14 protein-coding genes are annotated in these 15,491 nt (G+C 41.1%); 8 read left to right on the top strand and 6 right to left on the bottom strand.

Translation table 11 applies throughout. The annotated features are described in order from the left end of the window. Positions 1-147: 147 nt before the first annotated feature. The 3 genes from C7972_RS19635 to C7972_RS19645 all read right to left on the bottom strand — a co-directional run bounded on the left by C7972_RS19635 (position 148) and on the right by C7972_RS19645 (position 3,130). Positions 148-675, bottom strand: coding sequence for a DUF4136 domain-containing protein (locus C7972_RS19635; RefSeq protein WP_110357878.1), 528 nt, complete (start codon positions 673-675; stop codon positions 148-150). A 172-nt stretch (positions 676-847) separates the two neighbouring features. Next, complete coding sequence (gene obgE, locus C7972_RS19640) at positions 848-1,849, bottom strand: GTPase ObgE (RefSeq protein ID WP_110357879.1); 1,002 nt, start codon at positions 1,847-1,849, stop codon at positions 848-850. Between the two features lie 165 nt (positions 1,850-2,014). Further along, positions 2,015-3,130 carry an adenylate kinase gene (locus C7972_RS19645; RefSeq protein WP_110357938.1) on the bottom strand — a complete coding sequence of 372 codons (1,116 nt, stop codon included), beginning with the start codon at positions 3,128-3,130 and terminating at the stop codon, positions 2,015-2,017. Positions 3,131-3,273: 143 nt separating this feature from the next. On the opposite strand from C7972_RS19645, the gene C7972_RS19650 reads away from it, so the two are divergent. The 3 genes from C7972_RS19650 to C7972_RS19660 are packed head-to-tail and all read left to right on the top strand — an operon-like array spanning position 3,274 to position 7,021. Next, the gene (locus tag C7972_RS19650) at positions 3,274-4,428 is read left to right on the top strand and encodes a 5-(carboxyamino)imidazole ribonucleotide synthase (RefSeq protein WP_110357880.1); all 1,155 of its coding nucleotides are present in this window, start codon (positions 3,274-3,276) and stop codon (positions 4,426-4,428) included. Between the two features lie 13 nt (positions 4,429-4,441). Beyond that, a complete protein-coding gene (gene purE, locus C7972_RS19655; protein WP_110357881.1) occupies positions 4,442-4,942 on the top strand; it encodes a 5-(carboxyamino)imidazole ribonucleotide mutase in 501 nt (166 codons plus the stop codon). 48 nt (positions 4,943-4,990) lie between these two features. After that, the gene (locus tag C7972_RS19660) at positions 4,991-7,021 is read left to right on the top strand and encodes a M3 family metallopeptidase (RefSeq protein WP_110357882.1); all 2,031 of its coding nucleotides are present in this window, start codon (positions 4,991-4,993) and stop codon (positions 7,019-7,021) included. Between the two features lie 85 nt (positions 7,022-7,106). Here the strand turns inward: C7972_RS19660 and C7972_RS19665 are convergent, their stop codons facing one another. Both C7972_RS19665 and C7972_RS19670 read right to left on the bottom strand, forming a co-directional pair. Then, positions 7,107-7,517 carry a PH domain-containing protein gene (locus C7972_RS19665; RefSeq protein WP_181422942.1) on the bottom strand — a complete coding sequence of 137 codons (411 nt, stop codon included), beginning with the start codon at positions 7,515-7,517 and terminating at the stop codon, positions 7,107-7,109. 72 nt (positions 7,518-7,589) lie between these two features. Continuing rightward, entirely contained in the window at positions 7,590-7,949 is a 360-nt protein-coding gene (locus tag C7972_RS19670; RefSeq protein ID WP_258364905.1) for a rhodanese-like domain-containing protein, read from the bottom strand. 72 nt (positions 7,950-8,021) lie between these two features. Between C7972_RS19670 and C7972_RS19675 the strand changes: the two genes are divergently transcribed. Further along, positions 8,022-8,582: a sigma-70 family RNA polymerase sigma factor gene (locus C7972_RS19675; protein WP_110357884.1), complete on the top strand. Its 561-nt coding sequence runs from the start codon at positions 8,022-8,024 to the stop codon at positions 8,580-8,582. Positions 8,583-8,794: 212 nt separating this feature from the next. Here C7972_RS19675 and C7972_RS19685 read toward each other — a convergent pair whose 3' ends face one another. Continuing rightward, positions 8,795-9,625, bottom strand: coding sequence for a hypothetical protein (locus tag C7972_RS19685; protein ID WP_110357886.1), 831 nt, complete (start codon positions 9,623-9,625; stop codon positions 8,795-8,797). Between the two features lie 140 nt (positions 9,626-9,765). Between C7972_RS19685 and gcvP the strand changes: the two genes are divergently transcribed. The 4 genes from gcvP (at position 9,766) to C7972_RS19705 (ending at position 15,481) form a co-directional block, all read left to right on the top strand. After that, positions 9,766-12,615: an aminomethyl-transferring glycine dehydrogenase gene (gcvP, locus tag C7972_RS19690; RefSeq protein ID WP_110357887.1), complete on the top strand. Its 2,850-nt coding sequence runs from the start codon at positions 9,766-9,768 to the stop codon at positions 12,613-12,615. A 168-nt stretch (positions 12,616-12,783) separates the two neighbouring features. After that, positions 12,784-13,842 (top strand): 3-oxoacyl-ACP synthase III family protein, encoded by a 1,059-nt coding sequence (locus tag C7972_RS19695; RefSeq protein WP_110357888.1) that lies wholly within the window; start codon positions 12,784-12,786, stop codon positions 13,840-13,842. A 106-nt stretch (positions 13,843-13,948) separates the two neighbouring features. Further along, a complete protein-coding gene (locus C7972_RS19700; RefSeq protein WP_110357889.1) occupies positions 13,949-14,506 on the top strand; it encodes a methyltransferase in 558 nt (185 codons plus the stop codon). 120 nt (positions 14,507-14,626) lie between these two features. Further along, the gene (locus C7972_RS19705) at positions 14,627-15,481 is read left to right on the top strand and encodes a glycosyltransferase family 2 protein (RefSeq protein ID WP_110357890.1); all 855 of its coding nucleotides are present in this window, start codon (positions 14,627-14,629) and stop codon (positions 15,479-15,481) included. The last annotated feature ends 10 nt before the right edge of the window (positions 15,482-15,491 follow it).

A 15,491-nucleotide genomic window follows, 5' to 3' on the forward strand; every position in this document is an offset into this window, starting at 1 on the left:
CCTCTAAAATTACCTGATCAACAAGGCAAGTTCAAAATAATATCAGAAAAACCGAAAAATAAAAGGTCGCCTAATTAGTTTTTAGACGACCTCTTCCTATTTTTATTATAGCTATTTCGCCTCTACCCTTACCTTGGGAAGTACGGGTTACTTTCTACTCTTAGGGGGGTATTTTTCAAAAGTTTTGGTCACCAATTCCTGAATTTTTGCCTCCCTTACACTTGGAGAACTATTTTCCCTAAGGCTGCTTACTGTTACGGCCTGCCAAAAAAGCTCATCCTTTTCACTATCCACAAAATCGAACTGAATTTCACGTTCCACATTTGCTGCTCCCACTGGAATTCCAATTGTCATTCCTCCACCAACATTCCTCCCAGAACCTCCTATACCTACCCCTACCGTATTATTTCTAGGCGCCTGAAAAGAGCTGCTCAAAATATTTATTAAAAATTCGGGTTCTTCGGATAATAAAAGACCCTTAGCCCGTAAAGTGGAATCAATAGCCCTTACTAATCGGCGGGTATCCAATTCACTTAAACCGGTATCCATGTCCGAATAGTAGTTATAGGTAGTATATTTAGAATAGTCAGTATCCCTATCATAATCATAATTTACACGAATGGCGCCGCAGGAAGCTAAAAATAGCAAGAGCAAGAATGGGATTATACTTTTCATTATTCCAATTTTTATAAGAACCCGTTTAAGAAATTGTGATTGGTATTTCCTAAATAGACTCTAAAATAGTGAAAATTATTCTTGCCGTTTTTTATGAGGGTAAGTTTTCGTTAAAACGCAAGGCATTATAAATACCATAAACGGGCATCTGTATATCCAATGAAAATTGGGACTATCTATTCAGCATGGCCCACAGTCTGTCTTTAAGTTCCACCAGCCCAATCTGGGCTACCGAAGATATGAACATATAAGGTACATCCTTGAAATCCTTGTCCAGTTCAATTCTCATTTCTGCAATAAGCTCCTCGTCCAACATATCGGTTTTGGAGATCGCTATCAAACGGTCCTTATCCAACAGTTCTGGATTATATCTGCGCAACTCGTCCAACAGTATTTCATATTCTTTGGAAATGTCCTTGCTGTCTGCAGGAATCAGGAAGAGCAAGGTTGAATTACGCTCTATATGTCTTAAAAAATAGTGCCCAAGTCCTTTTCCCTCGGCCGCCCCTTCAATAATACCGGGAATATCCGCAACAACAAAACTTTTAAAATCCCTATACTCCACAATCCCTAAATTGGGTTTAAGGGTCGTAAACTCGTAATCAGCTATCTTGGGCTGGGCAGAGGTAAGGACCGAAAGAAGAGTAGATTTACCCGCATTTGGAAAACCTACCAAGCCTACGTCTGCCAATACTTTCAACTCCAGGATAAGGTCCAATTCCTGACCACTTATGCCGGGTTGGGCGTATCTTGGCGTCTGATTGGTAGCTGTTCTAAAATGCCAGTTGCCGCGACCTCCCATACCGCCTTCCAAAAGAATTTTCTCTTCCTGGTCCTCGGTTATTTCCATTAAGACTTCTAGTGTTTCTGCGTCTTTAATAACGGTGCCCAAGGGCACTTCCAAATACACATCCTGTCCGTCCGCACCACTACTTCTGTTTTTACTGCCATGCTCACCGTGCCCGGCCCTAAAGGTTCGGGTAAACTTAAAGCCCAAAAGGGTCCATAAATTTTTATTGCCACGGACAATTATATGCCCACCACGACCACCGTCACCACCATCTGGCCCACCTTTTGTGATAAACTTCTCCCTATGCAAATGCACAGAGCCTTTCCCTCCGTTACCGGATTCAAGGTGCACCTTTACATAATCCACAAAATTCCCTTCCGTCATTTTTTTAGTTTATTATAGCAAGTTCTATCACAGTAGAACCACAGAACTCTTATAGCTCCCCATTTAATTAAGAACTTATGGGTAGGCAGACAACCGGATCCCGCGAGGTTCATTTATATTAATTCCCTTTCCTAAACTGGGAATACATTCCCAAAGGCCACAAACTTATACCGCCTGTAATTCCTCTATTACTTTTGCCAAGCGGCTGGTAATATCCTCTATGGAACCTATTCCGTTGACGCTGTGAAATTTCCCCTGATCATCGTAGTAATCCTTTAATGGAGCCGTTTTTTCATTATATTCATCAAAGCGGTTACGAATCATTTTTTCATCCTGGTCATCGCTCCTACCGCTAACTTTACCGCGTTCCAATAGTCTTTGTATCAATACCTCATCATTGGCTTCCAAGGCAATGGTTGCATCGATCCGCATCTCCTTACTTACCAAGAAATCATCCAAAGCCTGGGCCTGGGCCGTAGTCCTAGGAAATCCGTCGAAGATAAATCCACTGGCATCGGGATTCTTCTCTACCTCATCCTGTAGCATTTTAATGGTAACCTCATCCGGTACTAATTCTCCTTTGTCTATATATGACTTTGCCAATGTTCCCAGTTCGGTACCATTCTTAATATTATAACGAAAGACATCTCCGGTCGAGATATGCTTTAAATTATATTTATCCTTTAAAAATGAAGCCTGTGTGCCCTTTCCTGCGCCAGGTTTTCCAAACAAAACTAGGTTTATCATATGCTTTTGGTTTAGTTGATATACTTCTCTTAAATTTCTTCCCAATTCATTATAATCCAATCCATATCCTACTATAAACTTATCTTCGATTTTCATGCCGAAATAGTCTATATCGTACTCTCCGTTGTACACTTCTGATTTATAAAACAGGGTTGCAATTTTAAATTCCTTTACCTTGGTATTGGAGAATAGGTCGATTAATTTTTTTACGGTCCTACCTGTATCTATAATATCTTCTAGAATAATAACACTTCTGCCCTCAATATTCTCCGGAACATCCAAAAGTGTTTCCACAATTCCCGTAGAAGTAAGGCCCTGATAGGAGCTTAACCTCACAAAGGAAACCTCACAAGGGTAGGGATAAGCTTTTAGAAAATCCGAAACGAACATAAATGCCCCGTTAAGTACGCCCACAAAAATGGGAGTTTCCTTCTTGTAATCCACAGCCACTTGTTCCGCAATTCTCTTTATCGCGGCGGTAATCTCACCTTCACTTATAAAAGGCTTAAAATATTTGTCGTGTAGCTTAATCAAGACTAATGTTTCTATAATAATTTCAAGTGCCAAATATAGCACTTTGATTTCTCTTTTTTAAGGGTCCAGGCCTAGTTTCTAAGATTTAGCTGTATTTTTGTTTCTAAAATACAATCTACTTTAATACAAGCGAATCTTTTCCAATGAACTATTTTTCTTCTGAATTTAAATTAGGAATACTAGGAGGCGGTCAATTAGGTAAAATGCTTTTGTACGAAACAAGAAAATTTGACATCCATACCAAGGTATTGGACCCATCGGACGAAGCCCCTTCCAAAATAGCCTGCAACGAATTTTTTAAGGGCGATTTAATGGATTTTGATGCAGTTTATGCGCTTGGCAAAAAAGTAGATGTGCTTACCATAGAGATCGAGAACGTAAACCTGGATGCCTTGGAAAAACTGGAAGAGGAAGGATTGAAGGTTTTTCCGCCTACACGTGCACTGCGCATAATACAGAACAAGGCAAAACAAAAACTGTTTTATGTAGACCATAATATTCCCACTGCAGATTTTCAGCGTTTCGCTTATAAAAGTGAGATCGAAGACAGTGTTGCCAACGGCGGCCTTAAATTTCCTTTTATTTGGAAAGCAACCCAATTTGGATATGACGGACAAGGGGTAAAGGTAGTTCGCAAACTGGAAGATCTGAACGGCCTGCCTGCTGGGGAATGCATTACCGAAGAAATGGTGAATTTTAAAAATGAGCTTGCAGTGATCGTGGCTCGGAGTGCCAGCGGCGAAGTAAGAACATACCCCGTGGTGGAAATGGAGTTCCATCCCGAGGCCAATCAGGTGGAATATGTTATCTGTCCCGCACGCATAGATACCAAGGTTGCGGAAAAAGCTCAGGAAATAGCACTGCAACTATCCCATAAAATAAAGCATGTTGGGCTGTTGGCCGTGGAAATGTTCCAGACCCAGGACGATAAAATTCTGGTAAACGAGGTGGCTCCAAGACCCCATAACAGTGGCCATTACAGTATTGAAGCAAGTTATACCAACCAATTTGAGCAACATATCCGTGCCATTTTGGACCTTCCGTTAGGAAATACGGCCAGCAAGGTAGCCGGTATTATGGTAAATTTGGTCGGTGCAGAGGGCCATACAGGTAATGTGGTATATGAAAATATGGAGAAGATTTTGGGCCTAGATGGTGTTACACCCCATATTTATGGTAAAAAACAGACCCGGCCTTTCAGGAAAATGGGTCATGTTACTATTGTGAACAACGACGTTAAGGAGGCTAGAAAAATAGCCGAACAAGTCAAAAATACTATTAAAGTGATTAGTGAATAAAATTTTCAATGATATGAGTAAAGTAGCCGTAGTTATGGGAAGCACCAGCGACCTTCCCGTTATGCAAGAAGCCATTGATATATTAAAAGGTTTTGATATTGAGGTAGATGTTGATATTGTCTCTGCCCACCGTACCCCGGAAAAATTGTTCGATTTTAGCAAGAATGCCCATAAAAACGGATATTCTGTAATCATTGCCGGCGCAGGAGGTGCAGCTCACTTACCGGGAATGGTAGCCTCCATGTCCCCGCTACCAGTAATAGGTGTTCCCGTAAAAAGCAGCAATTCCATAGACGGTTGGGATTCCGTACTTTCCATTCTACAAATGCCGGGAGGCGTCCCCGTTGCAACAGTGGCCCTAAATGGTGCAAAAAATGCCGGAATATTGGCGGCGCAGATTATAGGAAGCTCGGACAAATGTGTCCTGGACAAAATCATTTTTTACAAAGAGGGCTTAAAGCAAAAGGTAATGGATGGTGCCGAGGAAATGAAAAAAGCAAACCTTAAAAAATAAACTGTCCCTACAAATTATTGTACCATTAAATAAACGCAATTCCTATATATGAATCCATTATTGACCCCATTTGATACAGCGCCATTCTCCAAAATAAAAAACGAACATTTTAAGCCTGCATTTTTGAAGGCCATAGAGGATGCCAGGGCAGAAATCGATGCCATTGCAAACTCCAAGGAGGTTCCTACTTTTAAAAATACTATAGCCGCCTTGGATTTTGCCGGACAACAATTGGATAGGGTATCAAGCGTTTTTTTTAATTTGAATTCTGCAGAAACCAATCCGGAAATTCAGAAAATAGCCCAGGAGGTATCTCCCCTATTGTCCGAATTCAGCAATGATATTACGCTGAACGAGGATTTATTCAAGCGGGTCAAAGCGGTATACGAACAAAGGGATGATTTGGAATTGACTACAGAAGAACATACCCTACTCGATAAAAAATACAAGAGTTTTAGTAGGAACGGGGCCAATTTGCCTACGGAGAAAAAGAAACGCCTTAGGGAAATTGATGCCGAACTGTCCAAACTAAAGCTTCAATTCGGGGAAAATGTTTTGGCGGAGACCAATAAATACGAAATGCACCTTACTACCGAGGCCGATTTGGACGGTCTGCCCGAAGGAGAAAAAGAAGCTGCTGCGCAATTGGCAAAATCTAAAAATAAGGAAGGGTGGTTGATCACCTTGGATTACCCCAGCTATATTCCTTTTATGAAATATGCCAAGAACAGAAAATTGCGAAAAGAACTGTCCATTGCCTTTGGAAGCAAAGGTTTTCACAATGACGAATTGGACAATCAGAAAAACATAATCAGTATTGCCAACCTCCGGCACGAAAGAGCCCAGCTGTTGGGATACAAAACACATGCCCACTACGTATTGGAAGAGCGTATGGCAGAAACCCCTGAAAAAGTCCACCAATTTCTTCAGGAATTGCTGGAAAAAGCAAAACCGGCCGCTGAGAGGGAATTTGCAGAACTGGAAAATTTCGCAAAGCAATTGGACAACATAGACCGGTTGGAAAAATGGGACGGCGCCTATTATTCTGAAAAATTGAAGCAAAAACTGTTCGATTTGGACGACGAAAGACTTAAACCCTATTTTAAGCTGGAAAATGTTATTGCCGGCGTATTTAAGGTAGCTGAAAAACTATTTGGTCTGCAATTTGAAGAGGTGTTTGATATTGACAAATACCATCCGGATGTTAAGACATATCATGTTTATGATCAAGACAAAAATCCAGTGTCCCTATTTTACGCCGACTTCCACCCTAGACCGGGAAAACGCGGGGGAGCCTGGATGACCTCTTACAAAGCGCAGTACGTCCAAAACGGGATTAATATACGTCCGCATATTTCCAACGTCTGTAATTTCACCAAACCTACAGAGAGCAAGCCCTCCCTACTTACTTTTAATGAGGTCACCACCTTGTTCCATGAGTTTGGCCACGGTCTGCACGGTATGTTGGCAAATACGGTTTATCCGGGCCTGTCCGGCACTTCTGTCTATTGGGATTTTGTGGAATTGCCCAGCCAAATAATGGAAAACTGGTGCTATGAAAAGGAGGCATTGGAATTATTTGCCACCCATTACCAAACAGGCGAAACAATACCAATGGAATTGGTTCAGAAAATAAAAGATTCGGCCACCTTCCAAGAAGGAATGGCCACTATAAGACAAATCAGTTTTGGACTATTGGATATGTCCTGGCACGGAATGGACCCCTCAGGGATTACCAACGTTAAGGCTCAGGAACAGCTTGCTTTTAAAGAAACCGACTTGTATCCAGAAAGCCCGGAAACTTGCATGAGCACCTCATTTTCCCATATATTTCAAGGCGGATACTCCTCTGGATATTACAGTTACAAGTGGGCGGAGGTTTTGGATGCGGATGCTTTTGCCTACTTTAAGGAGAAAGGTATTTTCAACCAAGAGGTGGCCACTAAATTCAAGGATAATGTACTGTCTAAAGGCGGAACTGAAAAGCCCATGGAATTGTATAAGCGCTTTAGAGGTAGCGAACCCAAGATAGAGGCCTTGTTAAAAAGGGCAGGCCTATTGGCTGAGACATCCAATTAATTACAGGTTTCGATTAAGGCAATAATCTAAACCGCTAAAGGGATATCCCGCTGTTTCCATTTTATCTTGAAACAGAGTAAACAATTTACAATCCCGTATTATCCTGAATATTGGGATTTAGCTGTTTTAAATGGGCTATAAATGCGCGTTTCCCTTTAGGGGAAATGATGACGCTTTCATATTTATTGTAAAACACCTCCAGCCTGTCAAAGGAAGTGGCCGGTGCACTTATGGGATTTTTTGTAGCCTCAATTTTTGTTATAGAACTTATTGGAATGGAACGGTTGAGCAGAAATCCACTTCTGACCCTTAGAGCCCCATTTCCAATTTCATAATAGGTAGACATAAAGATGTAACCAATAAAAATTGAAGGTAACAACAACAAGAAAGGCCCAATACTCAAAGAGTGTTCCAAGAACTGGAAAACTGGAGCCAATAGCAAGAGCAGGATTACCACTACCAGAATCCATCCAATTTTTGACTTATATCTTACCATAACCATTAAATTGTCCTGCCCTATGCATAGTCCATGAAATATGACGAATACTGCCCAGCCTATGCCATAGGATCAATTGTTCGCCTTAACGGCATCATATCCCCCCTCCAAGTTAACTACATTGGTAAAACCCAGGGATTTTAATTTTTCCTGTGCCTTGGCGCTACGCCCACCCATCTTGCAGTAGAGGTAAATGGTTTTACTTTTGTCCACTGTTTTAAATTGTTCCGTGAAATCAGGGTCAAACCAATTAATATTATTGGCATTCTCCAGGTGCCCCGCATTAAATTCTTCAGGGGTCCGGACATCTACCAAAATAGCATTATCCAGTAATTCCTGCTTAAAGTCGCCAATCGGCATTTTGCCCACATTTTCCTGTGAACAACTGGTTTGCAGTACAAGTACCACCAAAAAAAGGAATATTGCTTTCATATCTTAAAGACTTATTCAAAAATAAGAATTCTACTTGAGAAAAATCACTTATTTTTGAAACTACAAACAGGTATGACAAAACAAGATTTAAATCCGGATATATGGGTCGATAGTTATTCCGACTACCTCTTTAACTATGCGGTAAGCCGGGTCAACGATTCTGAAATTGCCAAAGACTTGGTACAGGAAACCTTTTTTGCCGGATTAAAATCTGCCAAAAATTTTAAAGGGGAAGCTGCTGAACGCACATGGCTGATTTCCATTTTAAAAAGAAAGGTGATTGATCATTATCGCAAAATAAATTCCAAGAAGGCGAAATCCATGATCCGCATTACCCAAAACCAAAACAGTGAAGCCAATAGCAACTACCTGGAGGAGCAAGTAGCTGATCCTATGAGTCTTTTGGAAAACAGCCAATTGGAAAATGAAGAATTGGGCATGGCCATTCAGGAATGTATAGCCAAGCTTCCAAAAAAACACGCTTTGGCATTCACCCTAAAAACCATAAACGGCCTCAGTACAGAGGAGGTTTGTAAGGAGCTAGATATCAATCCGTCTAATCTTTGGGTCATCCTCCATAGAGCAAGAACAGTTCTTATGGATTGCCTAAACAACAATTGGTTCAAGATATGAAAAGCTGCAAGGACGTTGAAATAATTTGTACTAAAATACAGTATAAGGAAGCCTCTCTCCTAGAGAAAATCAAGATCAAACTTCATGTTTTATTTTGTAAGACCTGTAAAACATTTTCCAAAAAAAACACCGAATTAACCTCACTCTGCTCCCAAGCCAACATCAAAACGCTTCCTATTGAAGAGAAGGAAAAGATGAAAACGGAGTTAAAATCAAGGACTTAAAAAGGCATCCATCACCAAAATACAGGCCCACCAAAAAATTGGAACGGATTCTACCCAGAATGAAGAAAAAAATTGGGCCTGGTTTCTTTTGGTGACCAACAGTAAGCCTCCCAGAACGAAAAATACCAGACCTTTACCCAACACCTCCAAATGTGTCAGGTGATCTTTCATAAAAGTCAATAGAAAAAAAACAACCATCCCGGCGGCACCCAAAATCTTTGTTCTTGGGTACCCAAATCGTTGCGGCAAGGTTCTTAGTTCCGGGTCATCATAATCCAAATCCCTAATTTCAAATGGCAACATTAAGACCAGTACCATTAAAAATCTTTGAGTCAACTCCACCATTATATCCCAATCCAAAGCCATCTCTGCAGCCACAGCAGGTAAAACCACCGTTGTACCCCCCCATACCAAAGCCACAATAAAAATTTTGAGTCCCCCAAAACTCCTAAGGTTTTTTGCGTTGGGCAACAACGGAACGGCATATAAACTAGTTAACACCAACAAAACGGCAATCCCTATCCAAGTTTCAAAGGACACAAACAAAGAATGATACACGGCAAAGGCCCCGGCCATAAAGCTGACTACCTGAATATTCTTATGATAGGTGTTGGAAACTAGAAAATACTTTTTGGCCTCTACCCCATATTTCACAAAATTGTAGCAGGCAATTGTTCCGAAAAATACAAGATACGAGATATGGTTGTCCCTGGACAACCCAAAAAATACACAGGTGATTTCAATGAATGCAAAAACTGATAATGCTACATGTATACTGGCATCCAGGTAAAAATGAAATAAATAGCTACGCCAGTTCATAAATCAAAAGTAACCAAAGTGTTCATAACCTCTTATTTTAGTTAAAAACTTTGAAGGAGTTGGAGGTAAAAGCTGCAAAATAAACATAAATAATGAGTATTTTTGCTGACCTTTATTTTAGATTAAAATAGCTTGAATTTATGAGGACAGACGTATTTGCCTTGCGCCATATTGGCATTAGAGAAGAAGACCTTCCACAGATGCTTAAAACAATCAATGTCAACTCAGTGGACCAGTTGATAAATGAAACCATTCCTAACGATATTCGTTTAGCAAAACCCTTGGCCTTGGAGACGCCCATGAGTGAGCACGAGTATTTGTCCCATATCCAAAATTTATCCGAGAAGAATAAAGTTTTTAAATCCTATATCGGTTTGGGGTATCATGAAAGCATAACTCCTTCAGTGATAAAAAGAAATATTTTGGAAAATGCCGGATGGTACACGGCCTATACCCCTTACCAAGCTGAAATTGCCCAGGGGCGCTTGGAGGCCTTATTGAATTTCCAGACCGTAATAGCGGAACTTACCGGAATGGAATTGGCCAATGCCTCCCTTTTGGACGAGAGTACTGCCGCCGCAGAAGCCATGACCATGCTCTTTGATGTGCGCAGTAGGGATCAAAAGAAAAATAACGTTTTAAAATTCTTCGTTTCCGAAGAGATATTACCACAAACCTTATCACTTTTAAAGACAAGGTCAACTCCCCTAAAAATAGAACTAATTGTAGGCAACCACGAAAACTTCGAATTTCACGATGATTATTTCGGTGCCCTGCTGCAGTATCCGGGAAAACACGGCCAGGTATATGATTATGCCCCATTCGTGGCCAAAGCGGCAGCAAAAAATATAAAAGTTGCCGTTGCAGCCGATATTTTAAGTTTGGCAATATTGACCCCTCCTGGTGAATTTGGAGCCGATGTAGTGGTTGGAACCACTCAACGTTTTGGAATTCCATTAGGCTATGGAGGCCCCCATGCCGCCTTTTTTGCAACAAAGGAAGAGTACAAAAGAAATATCCCAGGCAGAATTATCGGAGTTACCAAGGACACCGATGGCAAACCGGCGTTGAGGATGGCGCTTCAGACAAGGGAACAGCATATAAAACGGGATAAAGCTACCTCCAACATCTGTACAGCTCAGGTACTGTTGGCAGTAATGGCTGGAATGTACGCCGTTTATCACGGTCCAAAAGGACTGAAGTACATTGCAAACAAAGTTCATTCCACAGCCGTAACCCTAGTGGATAGCCTTGAAAAACTGGGGCTGTACCAAACCAATACTACATATTTTGACACCATTAGCATAAAGGCCAATTCCTCCAAAGTGAGACCTATAGCTGAAAAACTCGGGGTTAATTTCCTATATGTTGATGCAGATACCATATCCATTGCGTTGAACGAAGCCACTTCCATTAAGGATCTACAATTAATAGTCACTATTTTCGCGGAAGCCCTTGGGAAGCAACCCATTGCAATCAATGGCCTCTTGCCCCATTCCCTCCTTGAGAACAAATTTGGGCGCACCTCAACGTTTTTAGAAAATAGCGTATTCAATACCTATCACTCGGAAACCGAATTGATGCGGTATATCAAAAAACTGGAACGAAAGGATTTGGCGTTGAACCACTCCATGATTTCCTTGGGATCCTGTACCATGAAATTGAACGCGGCCTCGGAAATGCTTCCGTTGAGCTTGGCGCGTTGGGGAAACATCCATCCCTTTGTTCCCGTTGAACAAGCCGAAGGGTATCAGATCATCCTTAAGGAATTGGAAAAAGACCTTAATATCATTACTGGATTTGCAGGTACTTCTTTACAGCCAAATTCTGGAGCACAAGGAGAATTTGCCGGCCTAATGGTCATAAGGGCATATCACGAATCCAGAGGTGAAGGCCACAGAAATATCTGCTTAATACCTGCCTCGGCACACGGTACCAACCCTGCTTCTGCAGTAATGGCGGGCATGAAGGTAGTAGTTACAAAAACAGACGGGAACGGTAACATAGATGTGGCCGACCTAGCTGAAAAGGCCGAATTGCACAAGGACAATTTATCCGCCTTAATGGTAACCTACCCATCTACCCATGGTGTATTCGAATCTTCCATAAAGGAAATTACAAAATTGATCCATGACAATGGAGGTCAAGTCTATATGGACGGTGCAAACATGAACGCACAGGTAGGATTGACCAATCCCGCCACCATTGGGGCCGATGTATGCCATTTAAACTTGCATAAAACATTTGCTATCCCACACGGTGGAGGCGGCCCTGGGGTTGGCCCCATATGCGTAGCGGAACAATTGGTGCCATTTTTACCAGGAAACCCCGTGATTAAAACGGGGGGAGACAAGGCTATTACAGCCATATCGGCAGCACCGTGGGGAAGTTCATTGGTCTGTCTAATTTCTTATGGATATATAAAAATGTTGGGGGAAAGTGGATTGACCCAATCTACCAAGACCGCAATCCTAAATGCCAATTACATTAAGAATAAGCTCAGTGGAAAGTTCGAGGTACTTTATACAGGGGAAAAAGGAAGAGCTGCCCACGAAATGATTATAGACTGTAGGCCCTTTAAAGAAAATGGCATAGAAGTTACCGATATCGCCAAAAGATTAATGGATTATGGATTCCATGCCCCTACGGTTTCTTTCCCAGTGGCAGGAACACTTATGATAGAGCCTACGGAGAGCGAAGGCTTGGCCGAACTGGACCGGTTCTGTGGTGCCATGCTATCTATTCGTGAAGAGATTGATGCCGCATCCGCTGAGGACAACAACAATGCCCTGAAGAATGCACCCCATACCTTGGAAATGATTACCACTGACAAATGGGAATATCCATACTCCAGGCAACAGGCTGCCTTTCCATTGCCCTACATTTTGGAAAACAAGTTTTGGCCTAGCGTAAGACGTGTGGACGATACATATGGAGACCGTAATTTAATTTGCACCTGCGCGCCCATAGAAGCGTACGCAGAAGCCTAAAAAACTCAATAAAATAGAGCCTTTTAAAGCCTTTCACTCAATTGCGAAAGGCTTTTTTTTTGACATTTGCAAAAGTGGAATTATCTTGAACATCATATCAAATACCAGGGACACAAATTACCCCGGTCCAATTAGTTTATATTTATATTATTAAAATTGCACATTATTATGAACATTGGCATTACTGGCACTGGTTCTTACCTTCCAACTATCGTAACAAAGAATTCAGATTTCAAAAATCACAAATTTTTAAATGCGGACGGGACCCCTTTTAAACATCCGAATGATGTGATCATTCAAAAATTCCAAGGGATTACCGGAATTAGCGAAAGGCGCTATGCCGAGGATAACATGAACACTTCCCAATTGGCATTTTTTGCCGCAGAAAAGGCAATTGCCGATGCAAAAATTGACAAAGAGGAATTGGACTACATAATTTTTGCCCATAATTTTGGAGATGTGACCTTTGGCCGATCACAAGGGGATGCACTTCCCAGTTTGGCCACAAGGGTAAAACATCAACTGCAGATTAAGAATCCCAAATGTGTTGCCTATGACCTCTTATTTGGTTGTCCAGGTTGGATAGAAGGTGTAATCCAAGCAAATGCATTTATCAAAAGTGGCATTGCCAAAAAATGTCTTGTAATCGGCGCAGAAGCTTTGTCAAGGGTCGTGGACAAGCATGATCGGGATTCCATGATCTATTCTGATGGTGCCGGGGCCACCATTGTTGAAGCCAAGGAAAATGCTGGCGAAATCCTAGCGCACAACAGCGCAACTTATGCCAATGAAGAAGCCTTTTTTCTCTTTTTTGGTGAGTCCTACTCCAAAACTTCAAAAGAAGACACACGATATATAAAGATGTATGGTAGAAAGATATATGAATTTGCGGTAACCCATGTTCCTCAGGCTATGAAAGATAGTTTGGATAAAAGCGGGGTGCCTATCAATGAAGTAAAAAAAATATTCATTCACCAAGCCAATGAAAAAATGGATGAAGCCATAATAAAACGTTTTTACAAACTTTTCAATATGGAAATGCCAGATGGAATTATGCCCATGAGCATTGAAAAATTAGGTAATAGTTCCGTAGCTACCATACCCACCCTGTTCGATATGGTGAAAAATGGAAAAATGGAAAATCAATCGATAAAAAAGGGAGATGTTGTTATATTTGCGAGTGTTGGTGCAGGTATGAACATAAACGCCATTGTCTATAGAGTATAATCCTTGGACTTCTTAACACTTTTTCAAATATACTTGTTTTCGTTTATAAGGTCCGCTGCCTGTTGAACCGAAATATACATGTTAAAAACAAACCAGATCACTGCCGATGTACGAAAAAACCTTCCCGAACAAACGTTTTAAACATACCCTGGAATTCCTACAGAAACACATATCTACCGACCAACCCATTTTAGATCTTGGGGTAGAGAATCCCTTTTCCAGGATTATGAAAGAAAATGGTTACCAGGTAGAAAACACAAGGGGTGAGGATTTGGACCTCGATTTTTCAGCTGCCTTGTCCACCAAGGCCGAAGTTGCCACTGCCTTTGAAATCTTTGAACATCTTTTGGCCCCATTCAATATTCTAAGCCAAATTAAAACCGATAAATTAGTGGCCAGTATCCCACTAAGATTATGGTTTTCATCGGCCTACAAGAGCAAGACCGATCCTTGGGATAGGCATTATCACGAATTTGAAGACTGGCAGTTCGATTGGTTACTGGAAAAGGCGGGGTGGGAAATTAAAGATCGGGCAAAATGGACGAACCCAGTAAAAAAAATTGGGATAAGACCATTACTCCGGAGTTTTACCCCTAGATATTATATAGTTTATGCAGAAAGAAAAAATAGCCTTGAATCCGACCCGTCAAAGATTAGAAAGTAAAACCTTCAAATAAATATACCCCAAACCCAAATTGGGAATACTTATTGAAATATTTATATGTTTACTAAAACAAACTTAAAGCAGACCGGTCCGATACCCGAAGCAAATAAAATTTTATAGGTGAACTACTATATCATCATTCCAGCACATAACGAAGGTCAATTCTTAACGGATACCTTGAATTCTGTGGTTGCACAAACCATGCCCCCAAAAAGAGTTGTTGTGGTAAATGATAATTCATCGGACAGCACAGAGCAAATAATAGATAATTTCACTGCCAAACATAATTTTATCTCAAAAATAAATGTAAAATCTTCTTCATCCCATTTGCCAGGTAGTAAGGTTATCAATGCCTTTAATAAAGGTTTGGAACAATTGGATGACGAATATGACTTTATTGTGAAGTTGGATGCCGATATAATTCTTCCCAATTCTTATTTCGAAAGAATAGCCAACATTTTTACAACAGACGCTAAAATTGGAATGGCAGGTGGATTTGCATATGAACAGGACATAAACGGTGAATGGAGATTAAATCACCCTATGGACAAAGACCACGTACGTGGTGCCTTTAAAGCTTACAACAAGAGATGTTTTAATGCTATTGGCGGACTCAAAACTGCCATGGGGTGGGATACCGTGGACGAGCTACTTGCCCAGTACAACGGTTTTAACATCTATACCGATAGCAACTTGCACGTTAAACACTTACGGCCCTTGGGAAATGCTTATAACAAAAAGGCCAAACTACTACAAGGGAAGGCCATGTACAGTATGAGGTACGGTCTACTTATTACCCTGATAGCTTCTATAAAAATGGCTTTGAAACAAAAAAAACCGAGCGCATTTGCAGACAATCTTCAAGGGTATTTTTTGGCCCGGAAAGAAAAAACAGATTTTCTGGTAAGCGCCGAGGAAGGCAAGTTTATTCGGCAGCTGCGATGGAGAAAAATAAAAGCCAAACTCTTCCAGTAAGAAAAATTTG

It is taken from the genome of Arenibacter sp. ARW7G5Y1, assembly GCF_003201775.1.
Taxonomy (GTDB): Bacteria; Bacteroidota; Bacteroidia; order Flavobacteriales; family Flavobacteriaceae; genus Arenibacter.

Excerpts from the sequence above, each read along its gene's own strand:
- C7972_RS19635 (WP_110357878.1), bottom strand. The coding sequence starts at position 675 with ATGAAAAGTATAATCCCATTCTTGCTCTTGCTATTTTTAGCTTCCTGC.
- obgE (WP_110357879.1), bottom strand. The coding sequence starts at position 1,849 with ATGACGGAAGGGAATTTTGTGGATTATGTAAAGGTGCACCTTGAATCC.
- C7972_RS19650 (WP_110357880.1), top strand. The coding sequence starts at position 3,274 with ATGAACTATTTTTCTTCTGAATTTAAATTAGGAATACTAGGAGGCGGT.
- purE (WP_110357881.1), top strand. The coding sequence starts at position 4,442 with ATGAGTAAAGTAGCCGTAGTTATGGGAAGCACCAGCGACCTTCCCGTT.
- C7972_RS19660 (WP_110357882.1), top strand. The coding sequence starts at position 4,991 with ATGAATCCATTATTGACCCCATTTGATACAGCGCCATTCTCCAAAATA.
- C7972_RS19665 (WP_181422942.1), bottom strand. The coding sequence starts at position 7,517 with ATGGTAAGATATAAGTCAAAAATTGGATGGATTCTGGTAGTGGTAATC.
- C7972_RS19670 (WP_258364905.1), bottom strand. The coding sequence starts at position 7,949 with ATGAAAGCAATATTCCTTTTTTTGGTGGTACTTGTACTGCAAACCAGT.
- C7972_RS19675 (WP_110357884.1), top strand. The coding sequence starts at position 8,022 with ATGACAAAACAAGATTTAAATCCGGATATATGGGTCGATAGTTATTCC.
- C7972_RS19685 (WP_110357886.1), bottom strand. The coding sequence starts at position 9,625 with ATGAACTGGCGTAGCTATTTATTTCATTTTTACCTGGATGCCAGTATA.
- gcvP (WP_110357887.1), top strand. The coding sequence starts at position 9,766 with ATGAGGACAGACGTATTTGCCTTGCGCCATATTGGCATTAGAGAAGAA.
- C7972_RS19695 (WP_110357888.1), top strand. The coding sequence starts at position 12,784 with ATGAACATTGGCATTACTGGCACTGGTTCTTACCTTCCAACTATCGTA.
- C7972_RS19700 (WP_110357889.1), top strand. The coding sequence starts at position 13,949 with ATGTACGAAAAAACCTTCCCGAACAAACGTTTTAAACATACCCTGGAA.